The 22715-nt window shown below is 36.5% G+C and carries 24 protein-coding genes, 2 pseudogenes and 1 other annotated feature; of the genes and pseudogenes, 13 read left to right on the top strand and 13 right to left on the bottom strand.

Translation table 11 applies throughout. From position 1 onward, the window contains the following. The first annotated feature begins 9 nt into the window (after positions 1 to 9). Positions 10 to 1782 carry a sugar phosphorylase gene (locus PVK79_RS09365; RefSeq protein ID WP_182760072.1) on the top strand — a complete coding sequence of 591 codons (1773 nt, stop codon included), beginning with the start codon at positions 10 to 12 and terminating at the stop codon, positions 1780 to 1782. A 165-nt stretch (positions 1783 to 1947) separates the two neighbouring features. On the opposite strand, the gene PVK79_RS09370 is transcribed toward PVK79_RS09365, so the two are convergent. Continuing rightward, entirely contained in the window at positions 1948 to 3036 is a 1089-nt protein-coding gene (locus tag PVK79_RS09370) for an ABC transporter substrate-binding protein (protein ID WP_257326514.1), read from the bottom strand. Positions 3037 to 3183: 147 nt separating this feature from the next. Here PVK79_RS09370 and PVK79_RS09375 point away from each other — a divergent pair, with 147 nt between their 5' ends. Further along, on the top strand, positions 3184 to 3573 hold the full coding sequence (locus PVK79_RS09375) for a cytochrome b562 (protein WP_145236040.1): 390 nt from the start codon (positions 3184 to 3186) through the stop codon (positions 3571 to 3573). Between the two features lie 72 nt (positions 3574 to 3645). Here PVK79_RS09375 and ykgO read toward each other — a convergent pair whose 3' ends face one another. Further along, a complete protein-coding gene (gene ykgO / locus PVK79_RS09380; RefSeq protein ID WP_149980141.1) occupies positions 3646 to 3789 on the bottom strand; it encodes a type B 50S ribosomal protein L36 in 144 nt (47 codons plus the stop codon). Between the two features lie 2 nt (positions 3790 to 3791). Continuing rightward, positions 3792 to 4043, bottom strand: a complete 252-nt coding sequence (locus PVK79_RS09385) for a type B 50S ribosomal protein L31 (RefSeq protein ID WP_145236032.1) — start codon at positions 4041 to 4043, stop codon at positions 3792 to 3794. A gap of 224 nt (positions 4044 to 4267) precedes the next feature. Between PVK79_RS09385 and PVK79_RS09390 the strand changes: the two genes are divergently transcribed. After that, entirely contained in the window at positions 4268 to 4555 is a 288-nt protein-coding gene (locus PVK79_RS09390; RefSeq protein ID WP_257326516.1) for a hypothetical protein, read from the top strand. 920 nt (positions 4556 to 5475) lie between these two features. Then, on the top strand, positions 5476 to 6336 hold the full coding sequence (locus tag PVK79_RS09395) for an IS982 family transposase (protein WP_257326517.1): 861 nt from the start codon (positions 5476 to 5478) through the stop codon (positions 6334 to 6336). Positions 6337 to 6372: 36 nt separating this feature from the next. Here PVK79_RS09395 and PVK79_RS23545 read toward each other — a convergent pair whose 3' ends face one another. From PVK79_RS23545 to PVK79_RS09415, 5 genes are read right to left on the bottom strand one after another with little or no spacing between them, the layout of a single operon-like run. Next, a complete protein-coding gene (locus tag PVK79_RS23545) occupies positions 6373 to 6483 on the bottom strand; it encodes a hypothetical protein (RefSeq protein WP_425607884.1) in 111 nt (36 codons plus the stop codon). A gap of 31 nt (positions 6484 to 6514) precedes the next feature. Beyond that, positions 6515 to 7606, bottom strand: coding sequence for a hypothetical protein (locus PVK79_RS09400; RefSeq protein ID WP_257326518.1), 1092 nt, complete (start codon positions 7604 to 7606; stop codon positions 6515 to 6517). Next, positions 7606 to 8253: a hypothetical protein gene (locus PVK79_RS09405; protein WP_182758611.1), complete on the bottom strand. Its 648-nt coding sequence runs from the start codon at positions 8251 to 8253 to the stop codon at positions 7606 to 7608. The genes PVK79_RS09400 and PVK79_RS09405 overlap by 1 nt, the downstream gene beginning before the upstream one ends. After that, entirely contained in the window at positions 8246 to 10750 is a 2505-nt protein-coding gene (locus tag PVK79_RS09410; RefSeq protein ID WP_257326519.1) for a hypothetical protein, read from the bottom strand. Before PVK79_RS09410 ends, PVK79_RS09405 begins: the two co-directional genes overlap by 8 nt. Before the next feature lie 17 nt (positions 10751 to 10767). Next, complete coding sequence (locus tag PVK79_RS09415) at positions 10768 to 11262, bottom strand: CS1 type fimbrial major subunit (RefSeq protein ID WP_182758613.1); 495 nt, start codon at positions 11260 to 11262, stop codon at positions 10768 to 10770. 290 nt (positions 11263 to 11552) lie between these two features. On the opposite strand from PVK79_RS09415, the gene PVK79_RS09420 reads away from it, so the two are divergent. Next, a protein-coding gene (locus PVK79_RS09420; RefSeq protein ID WP_236613520.1) for an IS3 family transposase occupies positions 11553 to 12772 on the top strand; the annotation gives its coding sequence in 2 pieces (ribosomal slippage) (positions 11553 to 11841 and positions 11841 to 12772; 1221 coding nt in all). After that, positions 11831 to 11947: a sequence feature (AL1L pseudoknot), on the top strand. Its footprint overlaps the gene before it by 117 nt. A 1474-nt stretch (positions 12773 to 14246) precedes the next feature. Here PVK79_RS09420 and PVK79_RS09425 read toward each other — a convergent pair. Continuing rightward, a complete protein-coding gene (locus PVK79_RS09425; RefSeq protein WP_182798223.1) occupies positions 14247 to 15146 on the bottom strand; it encodes a LysR family transcriptional regulator in 900 nt (299 codons plus the stop codon). A 151-nt stretch (positions 15147 to 15297) separates the two neighbouring features. On the opposite strand from PVK79_RS09425, the gene PVK79_RS09430 reads away from it, so the two are divergent. The 8 genes and pseudogenes from PVK79_RS09430 to PVK79_RS09465 all read left to right on the top strand — a co-directional run. Then, on the top strand, positions 15298 to 16275 hold the full coding sequence (locus PVK79_RS09430; RefSeq protein ID WP_182798224.1) for a zinc-dependent alcohol dehydrogenase family protein: 978 nt from the start codon (positions 15298 to 15300) through the stop codon (positions 16273 to 16275). A 340-nt stretch (positions 16276 to 16615) separates the two neighbouring features. Then, positions 16616 to 16812, top strand: a pseudogene (locus PVK79_RS09435) (IS3 family transposase); the annotation flags it as partial. Between the two features lie 221 nt (positions 16813 to 17033). Continuing rightward, complete coding sequence (locus PVK79_RS09440; protein ID WP_257326521.1) at positions 17034 to 17741, top strand: EAL domain-containing protein; 708 nt, start codon at positions 17034 to 17036, stop codon at positions 17739 to 17741. Positions 17742 to 17795: 54 nt separating this feature from the next. Then, positions 17796 to 18746, top strand: coding sequence for a helix-turn-helix domain-containing protein (locus tag PVK79_RS09445; protein ID WP_274804078.1), 951 nt, complete (start codon positions 17796 to 17798; stop codon positions 18744 to 18746). A gap of 530 nt (positions 18747 to 19276) precedes the next feature. Then, positions 19277 to 19582 (top strand): IS66 family insertion sequence element accessory protein TnpA, encoded by a 306-nt coding sequence (gene tnpA, locus PVK79_RS09450; RefSeq protein ID WP_257326524.1) that lies wholly within the window; start codon positions 19277 to 19279, stop codon positions 19580 to 19582. 44 nt (positions 19583 to 19626) lie between these two features. Beyond that, a complete protein-coding gene (gene tnpB, locus PVK79_RS09455; RefSeq protein WP_257326525.1) occupies positions 19627 to 19932 on the top strand; it encodes an IS66 family insertion sequence element accessory protein TnpB in 306 nt (101 codons plus the stop codon). A gap of 170 nt (positions 19933 to 20102) precedes the next feature. After that, complete coding sequence (locus PVK79_RS09460) at positions 20103 to 20414, top strand: IS66 family transposase zinc-finger binding domain-containing protein (RefSeq protein ID WP_257326526.1); 312 nt, start codon at positions 20103 to 20105, stop codon at positions 20412 to 20414. Next, a pseudogene (locus PVK79_RS09465) lies at positions 20396 to 20731 on the top strand (IS66 family transposase); the annotation flags it as partial. The gene PVK79_RS09460 and the pseudogene PVK79_RS09465, both read left to right, overlap by 19 nt. A gap of 54 nt (positions 20732 to 20785) precedes the next feature. On the opposite strand, the gene PVK79_RS09470 reads toward PVK79_RS09465, so the two are convergent. From PVK79_RS09470 to PVK79_RS09485, 4 genes are all read right to left on the bottom strand, one after another. Further along, positions 20786 to 20956: a hypothetical protein gene (locus PVK79_RS09470; protein WP_257326527.1), complete on the bottom strand. Its 171-nt coding sequence runs from the start codon at positions 20954 to 20956 to the stop codon at positions 20786 to 20788. Positions 20957 to 20965: 9 nt separating this feature from the next. Continuing rightward, a complete protein-coding gene (tnpA, locus tag PVK79_RS09475; RefSeq protein WP_257326528.1) occupies positions 20966 to 21262 on the bottom strand; it encodes an IS66 family insertion sequence element accessory protein TnpA in 297 nt (98 codons plus the stop codon). A 312-nt stretch (positions 21263 to 21574) separates the two neighbouring features. After that, positions 21575 to 22147 (bottom strand): TetR/AcrR family transcriptional regulator, encoded by a 573-nt coding sequence (locus PVK79_RS09480; protein ID WP_257326529.1) that lies wholly within the window; start codon positions 22145 to 22147, stop codon positions 21575 to 21577. Positions 22148 to 22167: 20 nt separating this feature from the next. After that, positions 22168 to 22707, bottom strand: coding sequence for a carboxymuconolactone decarboxylase family protein (locus PVK79_RS09485; RefSeq protein WP_257326530.1), 540 nt, complete (start codon positions 22705 to 22707; stop codon positions 22168 to 22170). Positions 22708 to 22715 lie beyond the last annotated feature (8 nt).

Genomic DNA, 22715 nt, shown 5'->3' on the forward strand with positions numbered 1-22715 from the left:
GGAGCTTAAATGACTAGAGAGTTATTACAACAACGTGTTGAGCAGCATTTAGAGACGATTTACGCAAAAACGGATCTTGGGGTAAATATAACTCGGCTTGCCAAAGAGCTAATTTCTACCATGCTAAAAGAGGATGCGGTACGAGATCCTACGCCGCATAAAAATCGCTGGGATGAGCAGGATATTATTTTAATTGCGTATGGCGATTCGATCATGCAGTTTAATGATGTTACTGATGCTGTACCAAGCCCGAGTGAGCCACCACTGCATACTTTACATCGATTTATTAAAACGCAATGTGCGGGGTATATTAACGCTTTACATATTCTTCCTTTTTATCCTTACAGCTCCGATGAGGGTTTTTCGGTGATGAATTATGTGCAGGTGAATGAGTCTTTGGGAAGTTGGCAAGATATTCAAGCCATAACTAAAGATGTGAAACTCATGGCTGATTTAGTGATTAATCATTGCTCGAGCCGTAGTCGTTGGTTTGAAAACTTTTTACAGGGTAAGGAACCTGGTGCCAGTTATTTTAAAACCGCAGCGCTTGAAGATGATTTATCACAAGTTGTTCGGCCTCGTACCTCGCCACTATTAAATACAGTGCAAACGGCTTTGGGAGAGCGTCATGTATGGTGTACGTTTAGCCATGATCAAGTGGATTTAGACTTTGAAAATCCGTTGGTGTTAAATGAATTTGTGGGGATCATCCGTCACTATCTTGATAACGGAGTACGCATTTTTCGCCTAGACGCAGTGGCTTTTTTATGGAAGCAGCTAAATACCTCATGCATTAACTTACCTCAGACACATGAAGTGATCCGTTTACTGAGGACCTTAATTGAGCATGTTGAGCCCAGTGTTGTGATAATCACTGAAACTAATATACCTAACAGGGAAAACTTATCTTACTTTGGTAACGCTAATGAAGCCCATTGTATTTATAACTTTTCGTTGCCGCCGTTGTTATTGCATACCTTGCTCAGTGGTGACAGTGCAGCACTAAAGAATTGGATGATGAGCATGCCACCGGCACAAAACGGCACGGCGTACTTCAATTTTATAGCATCACATGATGGCATTGGACTGAGACCAATTGAGGGATTATTAGATCATAATGAAGTGGCTAAGATGGTCAGTACGGTTAGTCATTTTGGGGCAAAAATATCGATGCGCACCGCTGAAGATGGCACCAGCTCACCGTATGAATTAAATATAGCGTTGTTCGATGCCTTGCAGGGTACTCATAAAGGCCTTGATAAATGGGGAGTGTCACGCTTTTTGTGTGCTCATGCAATTATGTTGGCCCTTGAAGGGATCCCCGGACTGTATATTCATAGTTTAATGGGCACTACTAACGACTATATTCGTTTAGAAAATACCCAGCATAATCGCTCTATTAACCGTCATCGCTGGCAAGAAGCCGATCTACTCAATAAACTAGCTGACAAAACCAGTCATTATGCGCAGGTATTTAATAGCATGCAAAAACTGTTAGCAATACGCATTAAACAGCCAGCTTTTCATCCTAATGCAACCCAGTTTACTTTGCATTTAAGTGGTGCGCTGTTTGGGTTTTGGCGGCAAAGTATTGATAGAAGCCAAAGTATATTTTGTGTCTATAACGTCAGTGATGTACCGCAAACTTTGCGATTAGCGGATTTAAATTTAATCAACACTGAATATTGGTATGAATTGATTATGGGTGTGCAATTAATGGACGATATACAAAGCATTGAGCTCCTACCTTATCAGGCGCTTTGGTTATCTAATCAGACTTAAATTTATCACCTAAAAATAGTCGGCTTTGAGTCGTAATGTTACTGTATTGCTTTGAGTAATTTGTATCATGGCAGTATATTGTAATAGTGAAAGCTTGTAAGTACTGATTCTAAGTCGATGCAAGTATTGTAAATTATTGACTTGTAAGCGCATTGTAAAGGGGCTTTACAGTGCGTTTTCGATCTCTTTGGCTAGGTTATCTACAGTAAATTTCAATGGGTGTGCTTGGCTGCGAGAAAACTTTGAAAAATCTATTTTATGTAATTTCCCTTGGTTAATGTGTTCAATTAGTTGTTGGGCTTTTGGGGTTTTTTCAGTAAAAAAGGTCAGGTCTTCATGCTTTAATGAAAACTGCTGCGGTTTTTTTATTTCGTCAGAAATAGCTATCATGGCATACGCCCCTAGTAATACATGTCCGCCCATAGAGACGTCTAAGTTCATATTAGTTAACGGTGCTTTATCCCAGTTGAAACCGCCGACTACAGCACTTTCTCTTCGTTGTTGTGTGTTTAAAGCATTAATTGCGCCAAAGCCGATTGCATCATTTGCACACCAAATAGCATTAACATTAGGAACTGCATTGAGAAAAGCTAATGTTTTTGAAAAGCTTTGCTCCATAGACCAGTTTGCAACATCTTCGGCAACAATTGTTACGTCAGGATGTGTAGCTAAAAAGTCATCTAATCCTGCGCGTCGTTTTATTGCTGCGGGTGTGGTGTGATCACCTAATAATGCGAGGATATTCATTTTACCCACATGACGCTTTTGATGTTGCTGATACAGCGCTTGTGCTAATTTATAACCGCCATCACGATTACCGGGTACTACGCTACCAATAACATCAATGTTATGTTGCTTTAACATGCGTAATTTTACTTCATCGGGTCTGTTTAATAAAAAATAGATAGGAATATTATTGGTCTTAATGCTGACCAGATAATCGCTGAGTACTTTTTTTTCATCAACGAGGATTAAATAGTCGGGTTTTGATTTTATTGCTTGAGCAATCAAGGCTTTCATTTCGATATGATTACGGCTTGCGAAATGTATGGTGAGGTTAATATCTAAATCATTTGCAGCAGCTTGCATTGAGCTGGCTACTTTATACCAAAATTCACCGGTACTATTCGCTGAAGTATCGTGCTGCTTGGCAAAACCAGGATTTATAAATGTAATATTCAATGCGGCGAAGCTACCAGGGCTAACTATTAAACACAATAATAAGACCAGCCAATAAATTTTTAATAGTTGCATTAAACCTAAACCTAAAAAGAGTCACGCCGTTAAGCAGCGATTATAACATAAAATCATTGTTATCCTTACACCGCGTAAGGTTATATTCATTGCCGCTGAGGTGTATAATGATTTTTCATTTTTTGAGTTGTAACTGTTGGGATTATTATGAAAGTATTTCTGTGTCTTGTGGCACTGCTGTTTGTTCCGAGTTTATTTGCTAACGACGATTTAGATCTTGAAGCCAACATGAAGAATATGGGGCTTGCGTTCAAGCATACTGTAGAAGCAACACAACTACAGGAGTTTAATACCGCGATCGATGAATTTATGATATTGGTTAAGCGAAGTAAAACAGCCACTTTTCACAAAGAGGCTGAGCAGTCACTGCAAGGTTTAGATAAAGTGATCGCAAAAGCTGAACTTGCAAAAAAATTAGCGAATGAGCAAGGACTCGATGCAGCCAAAGGACCGTTAAAAGCCATTGATGGGCTCCGTAAGCAATACCATAAACTGCATGAGCCACCAGGGTTTTGGGAGTTGTTGTTCGGTAAGTAGTGTTAGATTGTATTTAAGTTTAGCCTTAAAGACTGTACGCCTATATCAAGGTGTACAGTCTGTGATAGTTGTTTATTTTCTTCCTTTCTTTTTCATACCTTGCACTGCTTTAAAGCGTGGATTGTCTTTACAGATCACAAAAACGCGTCCTTTGCGTTTGACAATTTGACATCCCGGGCGGTTTTTAGCACTTTTCAATGAACTCAAGACTTTCATGATTATTTGCTCCCTAAGTTTTTAAAGCGGCGATTAAACGCTGCAACTCGACCATCTGTTGCAACAGATTTTTGCTTACCGGTATAAAATGGATGTGAGTCACTTGATACATCAATAGGTACGTAAGGGTATGTTTTGCCATCTAACTCAACGGTTCGATCAGTTTTAATTGTTGAACCAATAATAAAGTAGCTATCGGCGGCCGTGTCATGAAAAGCAACCGTTTGGTAATCAGGGTGAATATTAGGTTTCATAAATAGCCTTTTACTGGAAATTAATGTTATGTGATATTATCACTATAATTTATAGTAAATAAGAATTCTTTGCAAATACTATTTTTGAGTTGTTGGTAAAGTAGCTGATTTGATGTTTATTCACACAAACAAGTTAAAAAAACAGCAGTTGATTTAAAAAAACTAGCTATTGGGAATTAGCCTGTTATAAATAATAAGTAATCAAGAATAGGAGTCAGATTATTATGAGTGGATCAGCCCAGCAACAGCATAGTAGTGAACAAAGTCAGGAAATAGATCAGGGCGTCATGGAGACATTACGTAGTCGTGATCATAGTGTCCTAGCACAACAAATAGACCCATTAAGCTGCACCCATAATGACATTGTTGAATTGCTTGCACAGTATTTGGCATTAAGTGATCAAGACGATGATGATGTTTTTGATGCCTGGTTTGATGGCCTTAGTAAAGCACAACATACGGTTTTAAAAGTATTTGAAGTATATCGCGGTCAGTTTGAGCATCAAGAGTAACTTTTGCATATTGGATAAATTGGCTCTGAGTTAATCTTTATAAGGCAATTTGCATTTCTTGCTATTATTGCTGGTCCAAATGCTGCACATACTCAGCTTGTTAGTAGGCAAGGTGTAAAGTTAAGATAGCTTGAGCTTATTTTAATGCACCTTCGCAGCAGAGCTCGGCAAAGAACAAAACCAGTACGGTATCACATAGACCATTTCGACAGCGTAAACCCTTGGACAAAAAGCGTGATCTAATGATGGATAATGCGAAAACAATTACAAGCAGCAACAAGTTTTAACGAAAAGAGCAGGGTGTTGTTTGGTGGTTATCTGAGCCATCGAATAAAAACCAGTGAAAATGACGAATAGCTCTATTTTTGATAGGTAGAAAAGTGCCAAAAACGTACCTTCAAGCGTAAATCGTTTCTGCCCCTTTATGAGTTAACGCAAATACCCTATAGCAGAGATAATGTAGGCACTGAAAACCTAATCGGATGCGGAAGAGTTGACCTGACTCTTCAATTGGGTGATAAGTACAGATTATACGAAATCAAAACAGCATTTAGTGCTAAATCATGTATACGACAATCAATTGGGCAACTTCTAGAGTATGCCTACTTTTATCAAACAGGTTTCGTTGAAAAGTTAATTGTTGCTGGTCCTATGAAATGCACAAGTGTTGAACATTCCTATCTGAAAGAACTGCAAAGCAAATTTAATTTGCCGATCGAGTATTATCAAATCAAAACTGAAAGATTTGATTTTGATTAAATTAATCCCCCCAGATACATACCAACTTTATAGTCTCATATTGGATCTGCCGCGCATTGCATTGATTAATTAACCTGAGCTGCACATAAGAAATGGAACTAAATGCCCTTGCGGTGATCAGATCTTTCGACCAAGAAACATAAGATTACCGAGGCAAGGGCATGAATAACTTAGATGCAATTTACGTAGATGTCGATGATTTTTGTTTATTGTTTGAGCCTCAATGGCTTAAACACCTAATAGAATCAGGTGAAAAGCAACGCATTAAGCCATCTCGACTATCCTCTAGCGAAGTGATGACTATATTAATTGCTTTTCATCAATCAGGTTATCGCGATTTTAAAACTTACTACACCAAATTTGTTTGTCAGTATTGGCGACATTATTTTCCTGATTTAGTCAGTTATACACGTATGTTGAAGTTACTTCAGGCCACGTTACCTGCTCTGTGTAGCTATCTGAAGCAGCGCTTTGATAAACCAACAGGCATTGCATTTATCGATTCCACTTCTCTCAAGGTGTGTCACAACATGCGTATTCCTCGCCACCAAGTTTTCGCGGGAGAAGCCAAACGAGGCAAAGGAACAATGGGCTGGTTTTATGGCTTTAAACTTCACCTCATCATGAATGATGAAGGTGGCTTATTAGCTGTAAAAGTGACAGCTGGGAATGTTGATGATAGACAGCCGGTATTAGATATGGTCGATAATGTTACAGGTAGTTTATACGCTGATAAAGGTTATGTATCTGCAAACTTAAAAGTGGAACTTGCTGAGCAAGGCATTGATTTTATTACAGGTCAACGAAGTAATATGAAACGTCAGCCAATATCATCTTGGGATAGAGCGATGTTATCAAAGCGCTTCATCATTGAAACAGTTTTCGACCAGCTGAAAAATATGGCTCAAATAGACCACACAAGGCACCGCAGCTGCATCTCATTTATGGTTAATTTAATGGCTGGATTAATTGCCTATACTTTTCAGACTAGAAAGCCGAGTATAAAAGTGACTCGGCTTTAATTCTTATGCAGATCTGAGGTTAATTATTATTCTCTGCTAGCTTAAAATGAGTTTGTAGATGGATTCAAATTCAGACTTGATAGTGTCCCAAACCTCATTGTTTCTGAGCGCTTCGAGAAATTCGTGACCAAATGAAGTTAAATTCAAAAGAACACAATACAGATTACTTTTAACACTATTAGGTTCCCTTATCTATATTTATATAGAAACTGCTAGTATATTCTCCAGATAGTTTTTCTTGGGTATTAAACACGTCTGTTTTAATTCTCAAATCAAATCTTTTACACACCCCACCTCCTGGTGAGTCAGAAGTCGCTAAATCTTCAAAATCTATATTTTTTATAATTGCTTGACAAAATCGAGTATTATTAGAAGAACAGCTGCCAGCTCCAATAAGTCCTAAGGTTTGGGATTCTACGGTGTATTCTATGACCCTTTTAGACTGCTCTGTAGAGCCTTCTATATTGGTCAACTGAAACTTTGCAAGGTCCCTTGTACGTCCGTAGAGGCTAATATAGGGAGCATCTGTTACTATAAACATATCGAGACTAGAATAGTCATCGGTTTCTAGACAAAAGTCTAAACTTCCTATTCCATACTCTTCATTTACACTTACTTTATTAAAAATTATCGGCAGTGTATTTCCCTGTATTGGATGCAACGTTGTTACATTTACAGGTTGCTCACTGGAGCTCCTGTTAACTATGATATTTATATTAAATGAGGCAGTAAATATAAGATAAGAAGAGTGCCAATCTGTAGCGCTTATACCTATACTAGAAGATGAGTAGATACCGTCAGGAACATCTGAAAAGCTAGCCCTATCTAAGTATAAATAAATGGCTCTTCTACCATTTGAACTTGATGAAACCCCAGCATAGCACCCATAGTTACTCACTCCATTAGTAATATCACATAATAATTTAACATTATAAATAGTTCCCGTTTCTTGATTAATTATCGGAATATTCATAACATGTGATTTAGTACTTGAAGACCAAGCAGGCGCTCTAGAGTCGTAATTACTAAAAACAAGTAATGCATTGCCGTTTCGGAATAAGTCTTGACCGCAATCACTCATGCTGTCCTCGCTCCGACATACTATGGATTCACTTGGTCTCCAACTAGAAATATATTGATGACCTGCTAAATCAGGATCTAAGTGAACATTATTAAATGTATGAGATAAATGCACTCCTCTTTCAAAGCTGGCAACTGCATAACCTATCATAGAAAAATAAATGAAAAACAAACACACTATTGTTTTCATTAAATTATCTTCCCTGCGTCGTTCTTTATCTCGAAGTCTGAAATAGAACACAATTTATTTATTGCAAACTTACTACCGGGGTAAAGCCTAAATTCTTGCTTACTTTTATTGTCAATGTCAGCCTTACACTTGTTATTAATATGCACTCTGACATTCCCTGAGTTTTCAATGAAGTCTACTTTCCCATCACTATAAGTTTTGTAATTATAATTTAGTTCAAGGGGCAGCACTCTAACTAAAACACCGTATGATAACTTTACTGTAACGCCTACGGAAAATTCTGATGTAGGTATAAATCTAACCCTGTATAGTTTTTCAGCTATAACATTTTCATTTCTAGAATATAGTAGCCTTACACTTTTACTTTCACCTGTGCTTAATATTATTTTCCTAGGGAAAATACTAAATGATAAGATTTCACTATTATCAACTGACACCTCACGTTGTTCTGGGGTTCCAGGGTTCACTATTTCATACACTAAGGCACGAACATATTCAGTGTATTTTGAGGAATTAGTTACCTTGATACTTTTAGTAACTAGGTCATTTTCATTTCCGTATATTTCCATTGGGGATACGGATATCGCAAAACTATTTAAAGGGGATAATAAATAGAAAAATGTAAAAACAAATATTGTTCTAATCACAAGTCAATTCTCCAAGGCTGTAATATATATTGTTGTAATTATTGTAATTATTAAAAGTGCAACGTAACGGTAGGTCGTCATTGTTAATATCAATAAATCCTTTGGTAAGAAATTCATCTGACAAACAAGTAGCCTCATAATTTTCATCACCTACATTTGATACCGTACAACCTTCTATATTTATTTTTTGGTAACCTCTAATTTTAAATCCAATCACTATAGTTTTTTCGTATGAAAATTGTATTGTTTTAATATCACCCTTAAAAACATCCACACTGTCATCTTTAACCTTAACAGTAAAAATTCCATTATCTGATAGATAATCATCTTCAATCATTATCCTGTAGTTCCCTGGTTTTATTTGATAAAAACTAGTTTCTGATGAGCTTATTTTTACATTACTTCTTGCAGAACCTTTAATATTTAATCGGAAATCACTTCCTTCTGGTATATTTCTCATGTCAAATATAAGTCCTGCGTCAGAACGTAGTGTGTTTACACTTTTGAGGCTATAGCTTTTATCATTAATTGCTGCCACATATTCATGACTTACCCCTATATTATTAATAACCCCATAATTAGTATTTAATCTAAATGCACCGTATGGTGAGTTATAACCCGCGTATAAGCTTGAGGACACTTCACCTTTATTATATTTTGACACCCTAAAATTCATGTTATAGTCCTTATCATTTTTAGCAAAAGATAAGGCGTTACTGCTACCCTGTTTATTAGTTTTATTACTATTATGTATCGAAGATGAGTAGGAGTAGGAATTTGATTTATATCCATAGCTAAAGTTTATTCCTGCATTAAAACTAGTCATTTTACTATTATATATTGAATCATAATTTTTCGATTCGTAATTAGCGTTAAAGCTAATTACGAATCGATTAAAATTAAAGCTTTTACTTAAAGAGAGTCGATTGCTATCATAGTTGACCCCTAAGCTTGCAGACTTGTAATCTGTATATGTATAAGTTGCATTAAGCGCTCCAGGAAGTGAATAAGTAAGACTTCCTGATAAATTGGTTCCACACTTACGATTTAGAAAAATAGACTCTTTTTTACAATCATATAATTCAACTTTATAAGCAGAAGCATATACAAATAAATCATCCAAAATTTTGAATCTAAACTGCGATCCAAGAGCGAAATCTCCTTTACTACTTATGACTGATTGAATATCAATTCCATTCATAGAATAAACAAGTTCACTTGCAGCCCCTTTATTTGGAATATAGAATGAGTTAAGACGAAAATCACCTAAAGAGCTAACATATAAGCCGTTAAAACCAAGTGAGTCATAATAATTATCTCCATAATAATTACGGCCAACCATAACTTTAGCAAAGAAAGTATTTACTTTGTTCTTACTAATGCTTTTTTTAAAATATTCTTTTATCTCAGTTTCTTTTTCGCCGTTAGAGTATTCTTTTTCTATGACTAACCTGCTGTATCCCGCACTTAACAATCTATCATCGACTTCATTAAATCCTGGTGAAAGTTGTATACTTAATATCTTTCTTTCATTTGAAGATATGGTGGCTAAAGAATAATCCTTAGAGTAAACGAGTAAATTACCTTCGGACTTTCTTGCATTATAATCATAATCAAATAAGCTAAAGTTATATAATTCCAAGCCAAAAAAAGTATTACGTTTTATAAAATAGGTTCTACCTATTCCATTGGCCGGATTGTTGTACCCAGTATCATTAATATATGAAAAGGCTAATTGCAGTTTATTATTAAGTATAGGTTTAAGGAGATATGAGAAGTTATCAAATTTAAAAGGGTCATTCTTTCTTTTGTTGTCTACATCATACTCAGCTATTAACAGTCCATATTTTGTTTTATAACTATCCTGACCTCTTAAAGATATATCTTCTTCTCCTCCAGATTGATAATTTAACTTTGCATAATGCCAATGTGATATCCCTGTATTTACTCCATACGAATACACTTCATCCTTTGAGTATTTTTTTGAGCGTATATAAATAAATTTATCATCATAGCTAACAGCGATTGATATATTGGTATATCTAATTGGTTTATCAATCTCAATTCCACTGCTAGCTGCTTTTAGTATAAAATCATTATATTCGACTTCATTATTTTTGAATATTTGTTCTAATTTTTCCGATCTTAGTTTTTCTTTAAATATTATTTTATTATTATTTTTTTTTACATACACAACGGATGATTTCGTGTCATTTATGTACATTTGATACGGTTCAAATTCAATTTCATCCACACTGAACCAGTCTGGTGGGTTCACATCAAAACTTTTATAATCGTCTGTATTTGTTCTTTCATCACTTTCTTTATCTAGATCTAAACTTTCATTGTTAGTTAGGCCATCATCAATAACAAAACTCGGAAAATGATGGTGAATGTAGCCTCTTACATCGTTATATTCGGTATTAGATTGTCGATATAAACAGTCTTTTATAAAATAGTATGTTTCATGCTCAACATTGCTACAATCACCAATCATTGTGAACCTTTACAAATTTATGGAGCGATAGAAAAATCGAATGTAAAAGAGCCTCTATACTGACCCGAAGCTAGCGCAGTAGTTGACGCACTTTCTATTGATAAAGTAATATCTTTAGCGCTAGTAATTGCACCTTCAGTAGTATTGTACAAAGCATCTTTATCAATTGTTACAGGTGTGTTTTGTGCTAATGCGGTATCCGCTATTTTAAAAGTCATTGGAATAGATGTTCCATTCACAGAATCTGTCAAGCTAGGGAAGCTTTGTAATGTAATTAGAACATCCTTATAGTTATTCGATACCATATTTAAGTTGATGTTTTTTGTTTGAAGCCCATCTCCTGCGCTATTAACAGCCATTGCGATAGGAGCATCCCACGATCCTGAGGTATCAATTACCGTTAAACTACTATCAACTGATGCCGTAACAGTTACAACTTGAGTTGCCGCATTTACAGTAAAGCAAGAAGCCAAAGCTGCCACAAGTCCAATTTTTATACTCTTTCTATACATATCTAAATCCAATTTTAATTAAGTAGAAAAAGAATCTTACACCTGTCAATCACTCAGTCGAATAGCATCTAGACATGCATTTAAAAACAATATGCTATTACCATTTAAAATTCATGATAAACTATTAAGCAGCAGTTGACTTTGCCAGTTCGCGACAACTAAGTTGACCGCTTTTAGTAAGATTCAGGTATATCAATTCAACATAGATAAATATGTCTAGAAAGCCTATAACTAAATAACTGAATCGCCCCGTGTTTGCCAGAGACTCAATAACTTGAGAAACTGGAACTATGAAAAAATCAAATCGCTATACATCAGAATTTCGTGAACGTGCAATTAGGCTTGTTACCACACAACAGCATGAATACCCTTCTCTTTGGGCTGCGCTAGTATCGATTTCAGATAAACTGGGATGTACCCCAGAAACACTTAGAGCATGGGTCAAGAAATCTCAAGCTCAACCGTCTAAACCCTCTTCTAATACGCAATCAACTGAAGAACGCCTTGCCGTCTTAGAGCGCGAGAATAAAGAGCTCAAGCGAACGAATGATATCCTGAGGCAAGCTGCCGCTTTTTTCGCCCAAGCGGAGCTCGACCGCAAACAGAAGTAATAGTGGATTTTATTGATGCTTGCAGAGAGCATTACGGTGTCGAGTCAATTTGCAAGGAATTGCCGATTGCACCATCAACGTATTATTCTCATAAACAGATACAAAGAGAGCCTGAGCGACTGTCTAACCGCAAAAAGCGTGATGCTGAGCTGATAATACTCATTCGCGAAGTGTGGGAGGATAATATGTCAGTTTATGGTGCAAGAAAAATATGGAAGCAGCTACAGCTTGACGACCATCAAGTCGCCCGCTGTACAGTCGAACGATTGATGCGAGTTATGGGAATTCAAGGTGTTCGTCGGGGTAAAGCACATAAGACAACGATACCTGACGAGCAACAAGATAAGCCACTGGATTTAGTTAATCGTCAATTTACTGCTGAGCAGCCAAATCAACTTTGGGTAGCTGACATCACCTATGTTGCCACATGGAGTGGGTTTGTTTATGTCGCTTTCGTGATAGATGTTTTTTCACGATACATTGTAGGTTGGCGTGTATCAACGACAATGCACACAGAGCTTATTCTTGATGCGTTAGAGCAAGCTATTTGGCATCGTGGCAATCCCGAGGGGTTAATTCACCACAGCGACAGAGGGAGTCAATATCTGTCTATACGATACACTGAGCGACTTGCTGAAGCTGGAATTCAAGCGTCTATAGGCAGTGTGGGTGACTCTTATGACAATGCATTGGCTGAAACAATAAATGGATTATTTAAAACAGAGATTATTCGCAGAAATGGCCCGTGGAAGAATGTTGATGCTGTTGAATACGCAACGTTAGAGTGGGTCAATTGGTTTAATAATCAACGCTTATTATCTTCAATTGGGTATATTTCACCAGCTCAATATGAAACAGACTACTATGATAATTTAAACGAGTCAGGTAAAGTGGCCTGACTTAAACAAACTGGTCTCCGATGAACTCGGGGCGATTCAAACAGGTGTAGATGCTTAACCTTGACACCAAAAGGCGGGTTAGTTCTTGCTTATATTTTAAGACAGGAGTGCTTCAGTTTACTCTACAGTTTTCGCCAGATGAGAAACGGCTGAAAGTGTTTTTTCAGCTAAGATATTAGTGATCCGCAGTTTGTCTTATTTGAAGTTTTCCATTGATTCAACATGCAGTGTGCCTGTTAAACTACCTTAATGTACTTTACTCACGTTCGTGTAGAGGAATACTTTGGCGCTACTAAATACGGGGCTGTAAATCATGATTTGTTCTGACATAAAGTCGACTGGTATTTCTGTTAACTCTTAAATTTTCGTTCGATGTGATAGTGGTTTAATCAATTCGAGCCCTAAGACAGCTTTGCCCTCGTTGGTGATTTTTCTCTTTGCTACTGTACCGAAGATGCCTTTAAATTTATGCCGTACATAGTTAATAAATAAGCTCAAATTATATCTGACTCTCACTGTGCTTCTTTATCATATGGCCGATATCATCAAAGTATAAATAGTTCCTATTTATTGAGATTTAAGGACGTCAGCAACAATCGAAAAGTGATCTATACCACCATTTAAATTATGGTTCACTATTCAAATGGCTGGACTGTAGGATAGCATTCTAAATTAAATATATTTTAAGAGTGCTAATCGATTAAGAGGAGAAAATATATAAAATAAATTTTAATATACCATTTTATAGGCTGTATGCAGTTGCTATCACAAGAAGAGCTTGATTTTATAATTTATACATTCATAGAAAATCCTGATGACTCACTTCCCTTGAAAAATAATTCTGAAGGGAAGGCCAATATCGAAACTGATGCGAATTATGAAAATATTAAGCTATGCTTCACAACGGTTGTAAAGCATAGTGACTCTAAGCTTTTTTTATTTTGATTGTTACTCTAATGTAAAGCTATGAGTGTTTATTGATAATCTTGCCTGTATCTAAGCTTCTTTAAACCGTTTTGCCTTAAATCTTCGTAAGTATCAATGTAGCTGACTTTCTGTATTCCAACGCGTTCAAATTGCATATGTAAATAGGCAGCAATTATTTCTGCTCAATACTTGCCCTATGAGTTAGATTTACAATGCTCTCCTACGGTCAATACTCTCTACGACAAATACAAAATGTATATGAAGTACTAGAACGAGGGGTTCGCCGTTGTTAAGTTTTCAAAATAGTCAATTTAGGACTGCTGTTCATCTCAGGAGGTTGCACCTGTTAAGTCTATCCTTATGAGCTTTTACCTGTAGCCAATAGAAAAATGGTATTAATAGCAAATAAGTTGAAGCAATATCATCAGTAATTAAACCGAGTGATTGAGATCACTGATTGAAACCAAACGTCACAAAAGTGCCAATTGCGCTCATATTGATAAGCTGTAGTAGCACCAACACCTCCGCTGTACACATAGAAGTAGAACTAGATATCAATACTTGTAATATTCTCTACTAAGAAATCTAAGAAAACCCGTGCCTTTGGTGAAATCATATCTCGCTTTAAATAAATTGCGTAGGTAGCGCTTAGCTCTTCGTAAGGGCTAAAGGTATAGTTCTGCATAACATGCTTCAGAGAGCCATCAGCTAATTCATTTTTAATTGCCCATAACGGCATTAAGGTAAGCCCTGTATGATTCATCACTAGCTGCTTTTGGCCATTTACTGAATTCACTGAAATAGCATTGTTAATGACTAGTTTTGTTCTTGTTTCTGCCATTAAAAACCAATCTTTCCAGCGAGCATAGCTGTATCTAATACATTGATGTTCGGCTAAATCTTTAGGGCATTGAGGTGTGCCCCTGTTAGCTAAATATTGGGGGCTAGCACATAATAAAAAATTGTTGAATGCCAGTCGTTTAGCAATCATTGTCGAATCAGATAAGCGTCCGCTTCGAATGGCAACATCGATATTTTCTTCGACAAGATCGACAACTCGTTCTGTTAACTCAAGCCTTATATCAATATCTGGATATAACAACATAAACTTCGGGATAAGTGGTAGTACAACACTTTCGCCAAAACCCACGGTCATACTTATTTTGAGATTACCTTTTGGCTTTTCTTGCAAATCATTTACCGCTCTTTTGGCTTCATCAAACTCCGATACAATACGCTGAGAAAATTCATAGTACTTACGCCCAGCTTCTGTTAACCCAGTATTCCTGGTGGTTTTATTTAAAAGGCGTACACCTAGTTCTTGTTCAAGAACGGCTAATTGTCTTGAGATAGAAGAAGGCTGTACATCAAATATTCTACTGGCTTGTGAGATACTCCCTGTTTCAACGACACAATTAAAATACAATAACCGATTTAGTGAACTCATAACTGTTTCTACCTATATAAAGTTTCTTGTTATTCTAATACCGCATTGCTTAAAAGACAAAAGTAACTTGTTAATTGGGTAATGGCTTGTTCTGTTGACAACAAATAGAATGGTCGTACTTAAACGAACATACAAATGAAGAGCACATAATATGAAAGCAATGATCATTAATGAAATCGGCACAACTGAAGTTTTTCAGCTAGTGGAAAAAGCAAAGCCCGTGGCTAAAAAAGGACATATGGTAGTGGAAGTTAAAGCAACAAGTGTAAACCCTATTGATACCATGCTACGCTCTGTTGAATTACCTTGGTCAGCTAATTTGCCAGAAGTACTACACGGTGATGTAGCGGGTATTGTTAGCGAAGTAGGAGAAGGTGTCACTGGTTTTATCATTGGTGACGAAGTTTATGGTATGGCTGGTGGTGTTAATGGTGTAGATGGTGCTTTAGCTGAATTTATGTTGGTTGATGCACGTTTAATGGCTAAAAAACCTAAAACACTAACCATGAAACAAGCAGCAGCACTTCCGTTAGTATCAATAACTTCTTATGAAGCACTGGTTCATAAAATGAATGTTAAAGCAGGTGATAATGTTCTTATCCATGGTGCTACTGGTGGTGTTGGCCATATCGCTGTTCAATTAGCAAAAGTGCTAGGCGCTAATGTTACTTCTACTTATTCGCCTGCTAACGAAGCACTTGCAAAAACCGTTGGTGCGGATAATTTAGTTGATTATACAACAGAAAAAGTAGCCAATTATGTGGCTAAATATACTGACGGTGTTGGATTTGACAAAATATTTGATACTGTTTCTGGTAAAAACATTCAAAAGTCATTTGAAGCGGCTAAGTTTAATGGTCATGTATCAACAATTTTACCGATTGAAGATCCACTACAAATCGCTTTGAAAAGCCTGTCATTCCATAGTGTACTCATGCTTATTCCACTTGTTCATGGCATCAACCATGAATCACACGGTCAAATTTTGACTGAAATTGCTGAACTGGTTGATGCTGGCAAGATAACCCCAATTATTGATGAAAGTGACTACTCAATTTGGGAGGTTTCTAAAGCACACGACCACCTTGAGTCAGGAAAAGCTGTTGGTAAAATAACACTTACAGCATAAATATCGATTTAACTTCCCAATAAAAGTGTTAATGCGTTATTAGCGATTTTGTAATTATTATTCTTTCGCTATCTACTTCTCGAAGAATCATAAATAAAGCGGTACAAATTCTTGCGAGCGCATCAAGGAAAATTGAGGGTGTCATGTATTGCTTCGATACTTAAGGTGTCGCGAAGTTGGTTCTATTAATAACTTAAATTCGGTGAATTGGTCAGTCAGAGAGCATTGTAACAACAGCTGCGAGATGAGCAAATACAACGATTTTGTTGATTCAAAGCTGCGTTATGGTATGCCAAAAGGGAATTATTGGAACATAGATTATATACTTAGTCTTATTGACTGTGATATCAATACACGCGCAGAGAGTTACTTCCACTTATTGAAAGTCAAGGCAATTCATGGTCAGTCAATTATGGATAAGAAAACAATGCGGCAAGCTGTATTTGAATACATTGAAGTTCATTGCAACAAAACAAGGAAACGTAGTACGAGTGGCTATTTAACCCAGAAGCATTTAAATTGAAGAATATTGCTTAGTATTGTGGTCAGTTTTAGCGTTGGTTATCAATATGTTCATTAGACAGCTCCTGACACAGGAGCGCTGCGACGATCATGATAATCTATTGAAGAGAGGTAAAGCTTAGCATTTCTTTTTTTTATTATTTTTAAATGCTAATTTCATATGTTAGAAACCCTGTATTATTGAATTATTGAATTGTTTTTAGGGCAGCATCACAATCTTATATCAATGTTCTTTAATGCAAGAGTTACATCTATCACTTAATAGTAAATTACATACTTCAAACCTTAATTATAAGGTGCAAAAAATTGTTGATATAAATAATAAAGTGGTGGCTGGAGAGCTGTTAGTTGATTTTTCAAGGGCAGAATCGAATCTTGAACTTCAAACCTATTTAAATGCAATAAATCTTGGAATTATTACTCAATTTAGTCTTGATTTTGCTTTTAATAACATTACAAATGCAACAAATTTAAATAAATTTAGTACTTTATTTTTTAACCTAGAAAGAAATAATTTATGTGATGTGAGAATTTTATCGCAAATATTAGAGTTAAACTTAGTTTGTTCTTTAAATGGGCTTGAGTTAGTCGTTGAAATTACTGAAAGAGATAAATGTGGAAAGTGCTGTAATGTTATTAAAGGGTTAACATTTCTGAAGGAGCGGGGTATTAAACTAGCTCTAGATGATTATGACTATGTATTTGGTGATTTCAGGTATAATGAGCTTAAGTTAGGTTATTACGACTATGTAAAAGTAGACATGTCAAAAAATAAACTAGAATTAGATCTACTTAGAAATTTCGCATTTGAAAATAATAAGTACTTCAAGAAAGGTATTATAGTCGAACGAATTGAGACGTTAGATGAACTCTATAAAAATTTACCTCATCAATATATTTATGGGTATCAGGGCTTCTTTTTTTGTAAAGGTACTCCTATTTAATGTAGTAGTTAATTATCGTTAAAGTTAACTTTTAAAAACTTTATTGGAGTGAATTTGTTAGGTAAATATATAAAACGCTATCGAATAGAAAACAACTTAACTCAGTTTGATTTTATTGTAAAAATACAGAGTTTAGATGTTGAAGCCTCATTTGAGTTACTAGATGAAATTACACTTTCTAGATGGGAGAATGAGAGAACAAGGCCTTCGTTAAAAAAACAAGTATTACTAATGGTATATATGGGCTTTAAACACGATTTAAATACCTTTATTACTCCCGACAAAGTTAAATTAGAGTCTCTTTTATCAAAAAGATATAAAGATAATTTTTTGGGTAGTGATAACCCTTATTTAAATGTTTCTTCTCATAATAAAGTTACTGTCCGATCTAGTAAGAAAATACCGAATAGTCGTTTAAAACACTACAGTGCTTATTATTCTGATATTCATGGCGTACCATGCGATAGTGAACATCTACAAATGTTAAATGAAAATCTAAGTAATATAAATTTTCATGAAATCTATTCAACCGAAAACTATATCATTGGGCACTTAATCTCTTTTCAAATAACTGATGATTACTCATTGTCTGTCATAAATGAAAAATCAGGTCTCAAACTCTCTTTTGCTGATGATGATTTAAAGGGTTCTATTTACATAACTTCAATGCATGCTAGTTGCAAGGATATATTTCATTATCAAAATAAACTTGTTTATGATCTAATATTGGAGTCGAATAAATTTCCTAAATATATTTTTGCTAAATGCTTTTATCCAGAGTTAGCTAATTTTTATGAGGCTATCGGTGGAGATGTCTGTCATAAAGGGCCTGTAAGTACTCATGGAATGAAATACTTAAAATGTCATTACAGGTGGTTAATGTACCGCATTAATGTTATTGATTTAATTAGTTCAAAATTATTCTATTTTAACGAAAAATTTATTAATGAAACATTCATTAACAAACCATTTGTTGATCCAACAATTAAAAAGGAAGAGATTTAAACAACACCTGCAAACGAACAGTAATCAAACTAGTAAGAACTCCTCTAGCTTTAAAATGATGAAGATACTCCATACCAAGGTATATGAAGTAGCTATTCTTAAGGTCGGGGTATAAGTGAGAACTCTTTCTCCCCTGCAAAGCTCGTAAGCGCGTTACTAAGATATCCGATTTGTATTTTTATATTAGTCGTAATAGTGATGTTTTGGTTAGAGATTAATGATTTTTAGTTAGTGCCTAGCGGAAGCTGGAATATTCACGCTGGTTAGACGCTGTTTTTTGGAATGTCAACTTGCTTGCTAGCGCTAACGAATTGACGTAAGAACAATATCAGGCGGCATGTTTTTTATAACAAGTGACATTCACTAAGCTTTTTCTTGCAAAGTTAATAGTTTTAGCTGCGAGTAGCTTATGAAGCATATTACTCTGGCTTAGAGGCTACTTAGTTAAAGGTAAGCGCGTAATTAACCCCACATACCAATGTTAATGGTACCTATGCATAATTTACTCAGCATATTAACCTGAGGTAATTATGAATAAACAGCAAAAAATAAAACACTGGCAAAGCATTTTTGAGCAGCAAAAATCGAGTGGTTTAGCCATCATTCAATTTTGTCGTGATAACAACATTAACGCATCGACTTTCTATGTTTGGCGTAAACGCCTTTCTGACGAAACGATAAGGGTTAAAAAGCAACAGGTGATCCCGTTTGTTATTCATGAGCAAGCCTTTACACACCCTTCAATCATTAAACTCACCACACCAAACGGCTATCAAATAGACTTCGAGTCGACATTAGCGCACCAAGCACTCGCCAAATTATTGAGCGTACTGTGACACCTTGCACCCACCAAGTTTACTTGGTCACGGGATTCACCGACATGCGAAAATCAATCAATGGGTTAAGTATTATTGTCAGCGATACCCTATCTCTCGATCCTTTAAGCCAAGCGTGGTTCGTTTTTTGTAATAAACAACGCGATAAATTAAAAATTTTGTTTTGGGATACCAATGGTTTTTGGCTTTATTATCGTCGCTTAGAGCAAGGACGATTTCAATGGCCAAATCATGCTCAAGCACACGTAGCCATGGGGATTGAGCAACGCCAATTACAATGGTTACTCTCGGGGCTGCCAGTCAGTAATCAAACTCGGCACCCAACCTTATCAGGATTATCGGTGATGTAAATTAACACGATCGTTTTTTTATACTTGAACGATTTTCCCCATGTGCCATGCTATTAAAATGACAGACAATATCCTCATCACCGAACTACAAAATTAGCTTGCACTTATGCAAGCTAATTTTGATGCCTTAGAAAAAGATAAAATTTCATTGCAAGAATGATAAGGTTGAAATGCAAGCGCGTATCGACCATTTACTGGCTGAGCTTAAATTAAGTAAATCACAAAAATACGGCAAGAAAAGTGAAAAAGCCCCGCGAGGCGCTGAGCAGCATAAATCGACTGAGCCGCCTAAGCATCATAAAAAAGGTAAACAAACATTAGCGGCGCATTTTGAGCGCGAAGAAGTTGAGTACAGGTTAACGGTACTTGATTGCCCATGCTGTGGTGAACAACTACACCATTGCGGTAGTGAAGACAGCGAGCAAGTGAAGATTATTCCGGCGAAAAAGTCACTGCGGGAAGTTATATTGGCAAAGCAATAAAATACAATCTCAACCAGTGGCATAAACTTATTAGATACGTTGAAGATGGCCATTTAGGCATTGATAATAATATTACTGAGCGAGATATAAGACCGTTTACCACAGGTAGGAAAAACTGGTTATTCTCAAAATCGGTTAATGGTGCTCAGGCCAGCGCGATACTTTATAGTATTGTGATGACCTGCCGCGCCAATGATATCAATCCTTATTACTACTTCCTGCATTTATTTAAAACGTTGCCGAGCAGAGATGTGGGTGATGATGACTTTACCGACCTAATGCCGTGGAATGTGCAGCTAAACTTCAATTATAGCTAAGCACACTGTTTAAATGCGCGCTTACATTTAAAAATGGCTATACAAAATGATAAATCAAGTGATCAAAGCTGATGAGAATACGCAACTGCTGCTTTCACCCATTTTATGTAAGGCGCTTTGACAGCAACCACATACTTTTTCACCCTCATCGAGGTCAACAATCACCTCTACTCGCGGTAACTGCGCTGGCAGTGTAGGCATCACGTTCAAGCTCGGGTTCAACAAACATTTTCATCAGGCAAACTCGCGTAACAATTGGCTGAGGTAAGTTGCAGGCGTTGTGAGTGGCAAGCTGACTTTTACTTTGCCAACGATGAGGGTTATCGGCTGTTGCGGCTTGACAACGTCAGGTTGTTTCGTGATTTTGGCGCGAACAAAATTGCCAGGTAATGCCTTTATCTTGTTTTTTGCGGCATAAAAAGTTGTTTTTGATAAAGCATTTTGCTGACAATACTCAGTGATAGTTAAATCATTCGATTGTTGCTCTTCTATAATATTACGCGACTGCTCAAGGCTACGTGTTTTACTCATGACTACCTCCTAATTGAAATTCGGAAATAGCTTAATCGTTTTGTCGAGTTACTTGCAGGTGCACTTGGCTAGACGCTTACGGTATTTACAGCAAAAATCATTATGTAAACCTTTTGATAATTGTTTAACCCTCAAATTACTGTTTAAGAAATAGGCTTAAGGTTAATTTCGAGGGAATGGGCAACAAACCCCTTTTAAAATGGCAAGGATTTAGCTGTTTGTAAAATGTGCTTTTCATAATTTTTTTTGTGTTTAGAATAAGAGGTAATTCTACATTTGGCTTCTATTATTTTTCGGGGGGATTACCGCGACTCAGTTACAAATCTTAAAGATAATCTCGATGGTTTCATCAATAAGAACATGTTTATTCTCCGTGGTTTCTTGCAAAAAGACACCCAAATATTCAGTGATGCTAAATATCGAAATCTGCATCAGCTTGGTTAAATGCTTTCCGTTGGATAACATAAATGGCGATAATGTTTTCTTTATCACTTCGCAGAAATAGTCCCTGATATCGCTTTCTATACCAGAGTACTCTGGGTAGGCTTTTAACGCTGAGACAATATCATCATAAACTTTTCCATTAGTTTCGAGACAGTTGATGTAAGACGATATGTAAACGGCGATGGCACTTCGCAAATTATTTGATTGCGTTTTTATCAGACTATTCATTTGGGATGACAGCTCATTGTCACAGCGTCGAAATAGTGAGTACAACAGCATTTGGCGAGTTGAAAAATGATTGTAAGTAATGGGCTTAGTTACGCCTGCTTTTTTTGCCAGACTGATCAGAGTCAGGGCATCCGTTCCCTGCTCTTTAACCATCTCGAAAGCCAAATCCAGAAGCTGGGTATAGCGTTCTTCCTTTTTAAAACGAGATTTCAATATGACTTTCCTTGCTTCTTCTACGCAAAATCAACTTTAGGGAAATCAATCTTTGGTTGCGTGATGTTATTGACCCAATTGCTAAACGTGTTTAGAGCAGCCCATGCACATATCTGAATGATCTGGCCTTCAGTCAGCCCATGAGACAAGGCTGAGTCAACATCTTCGTTGCTCAAATGTCCTTGCTTTTCAAGAACCGTTCGAGACAGGGATAAAATAGCTTGATCATCCAAGTTTGTTGATGTAGCTCTCTGAGCATCAGCACATTCTTGCGATGATACCCCAATTTTCTTGGCAGAAAAAGTGTGGCCAGATACACAGTAATGGCACTTGTTGTAGTTAGCAACACAGAGTGAAATCAGTTCTCGTTGCCGATCGGTAAGATTTCCAGAATCTTCAATACTTTGTTCAAAGTCTAAATACCCCCTCAGGCTTGCACCATCGATACCTAGGGCGGCATAAAAGTTCGGGATCATGCCGTATTTTTCTTTGAAGTCCGCCAGAACCGGAGCTGCTAGCTCGTCAGCCGTCTGAATGGTCCTTAGTTTAAAGTTTTTCATTTCATTTC

It is taken from the genome of Pseudoalteromonas rhizosphaerae (assembly GCF_028885455.1).
In the GTDB taxonomy this organism is placed as follows: domain Bacteria; phylum Pseudomonadota; class Gammaproteobacteria; order Enterobacterales; family Alteromonadaceae; genus Pseudoalteromonas; species Pseudoalteromonas rhizosphaerae.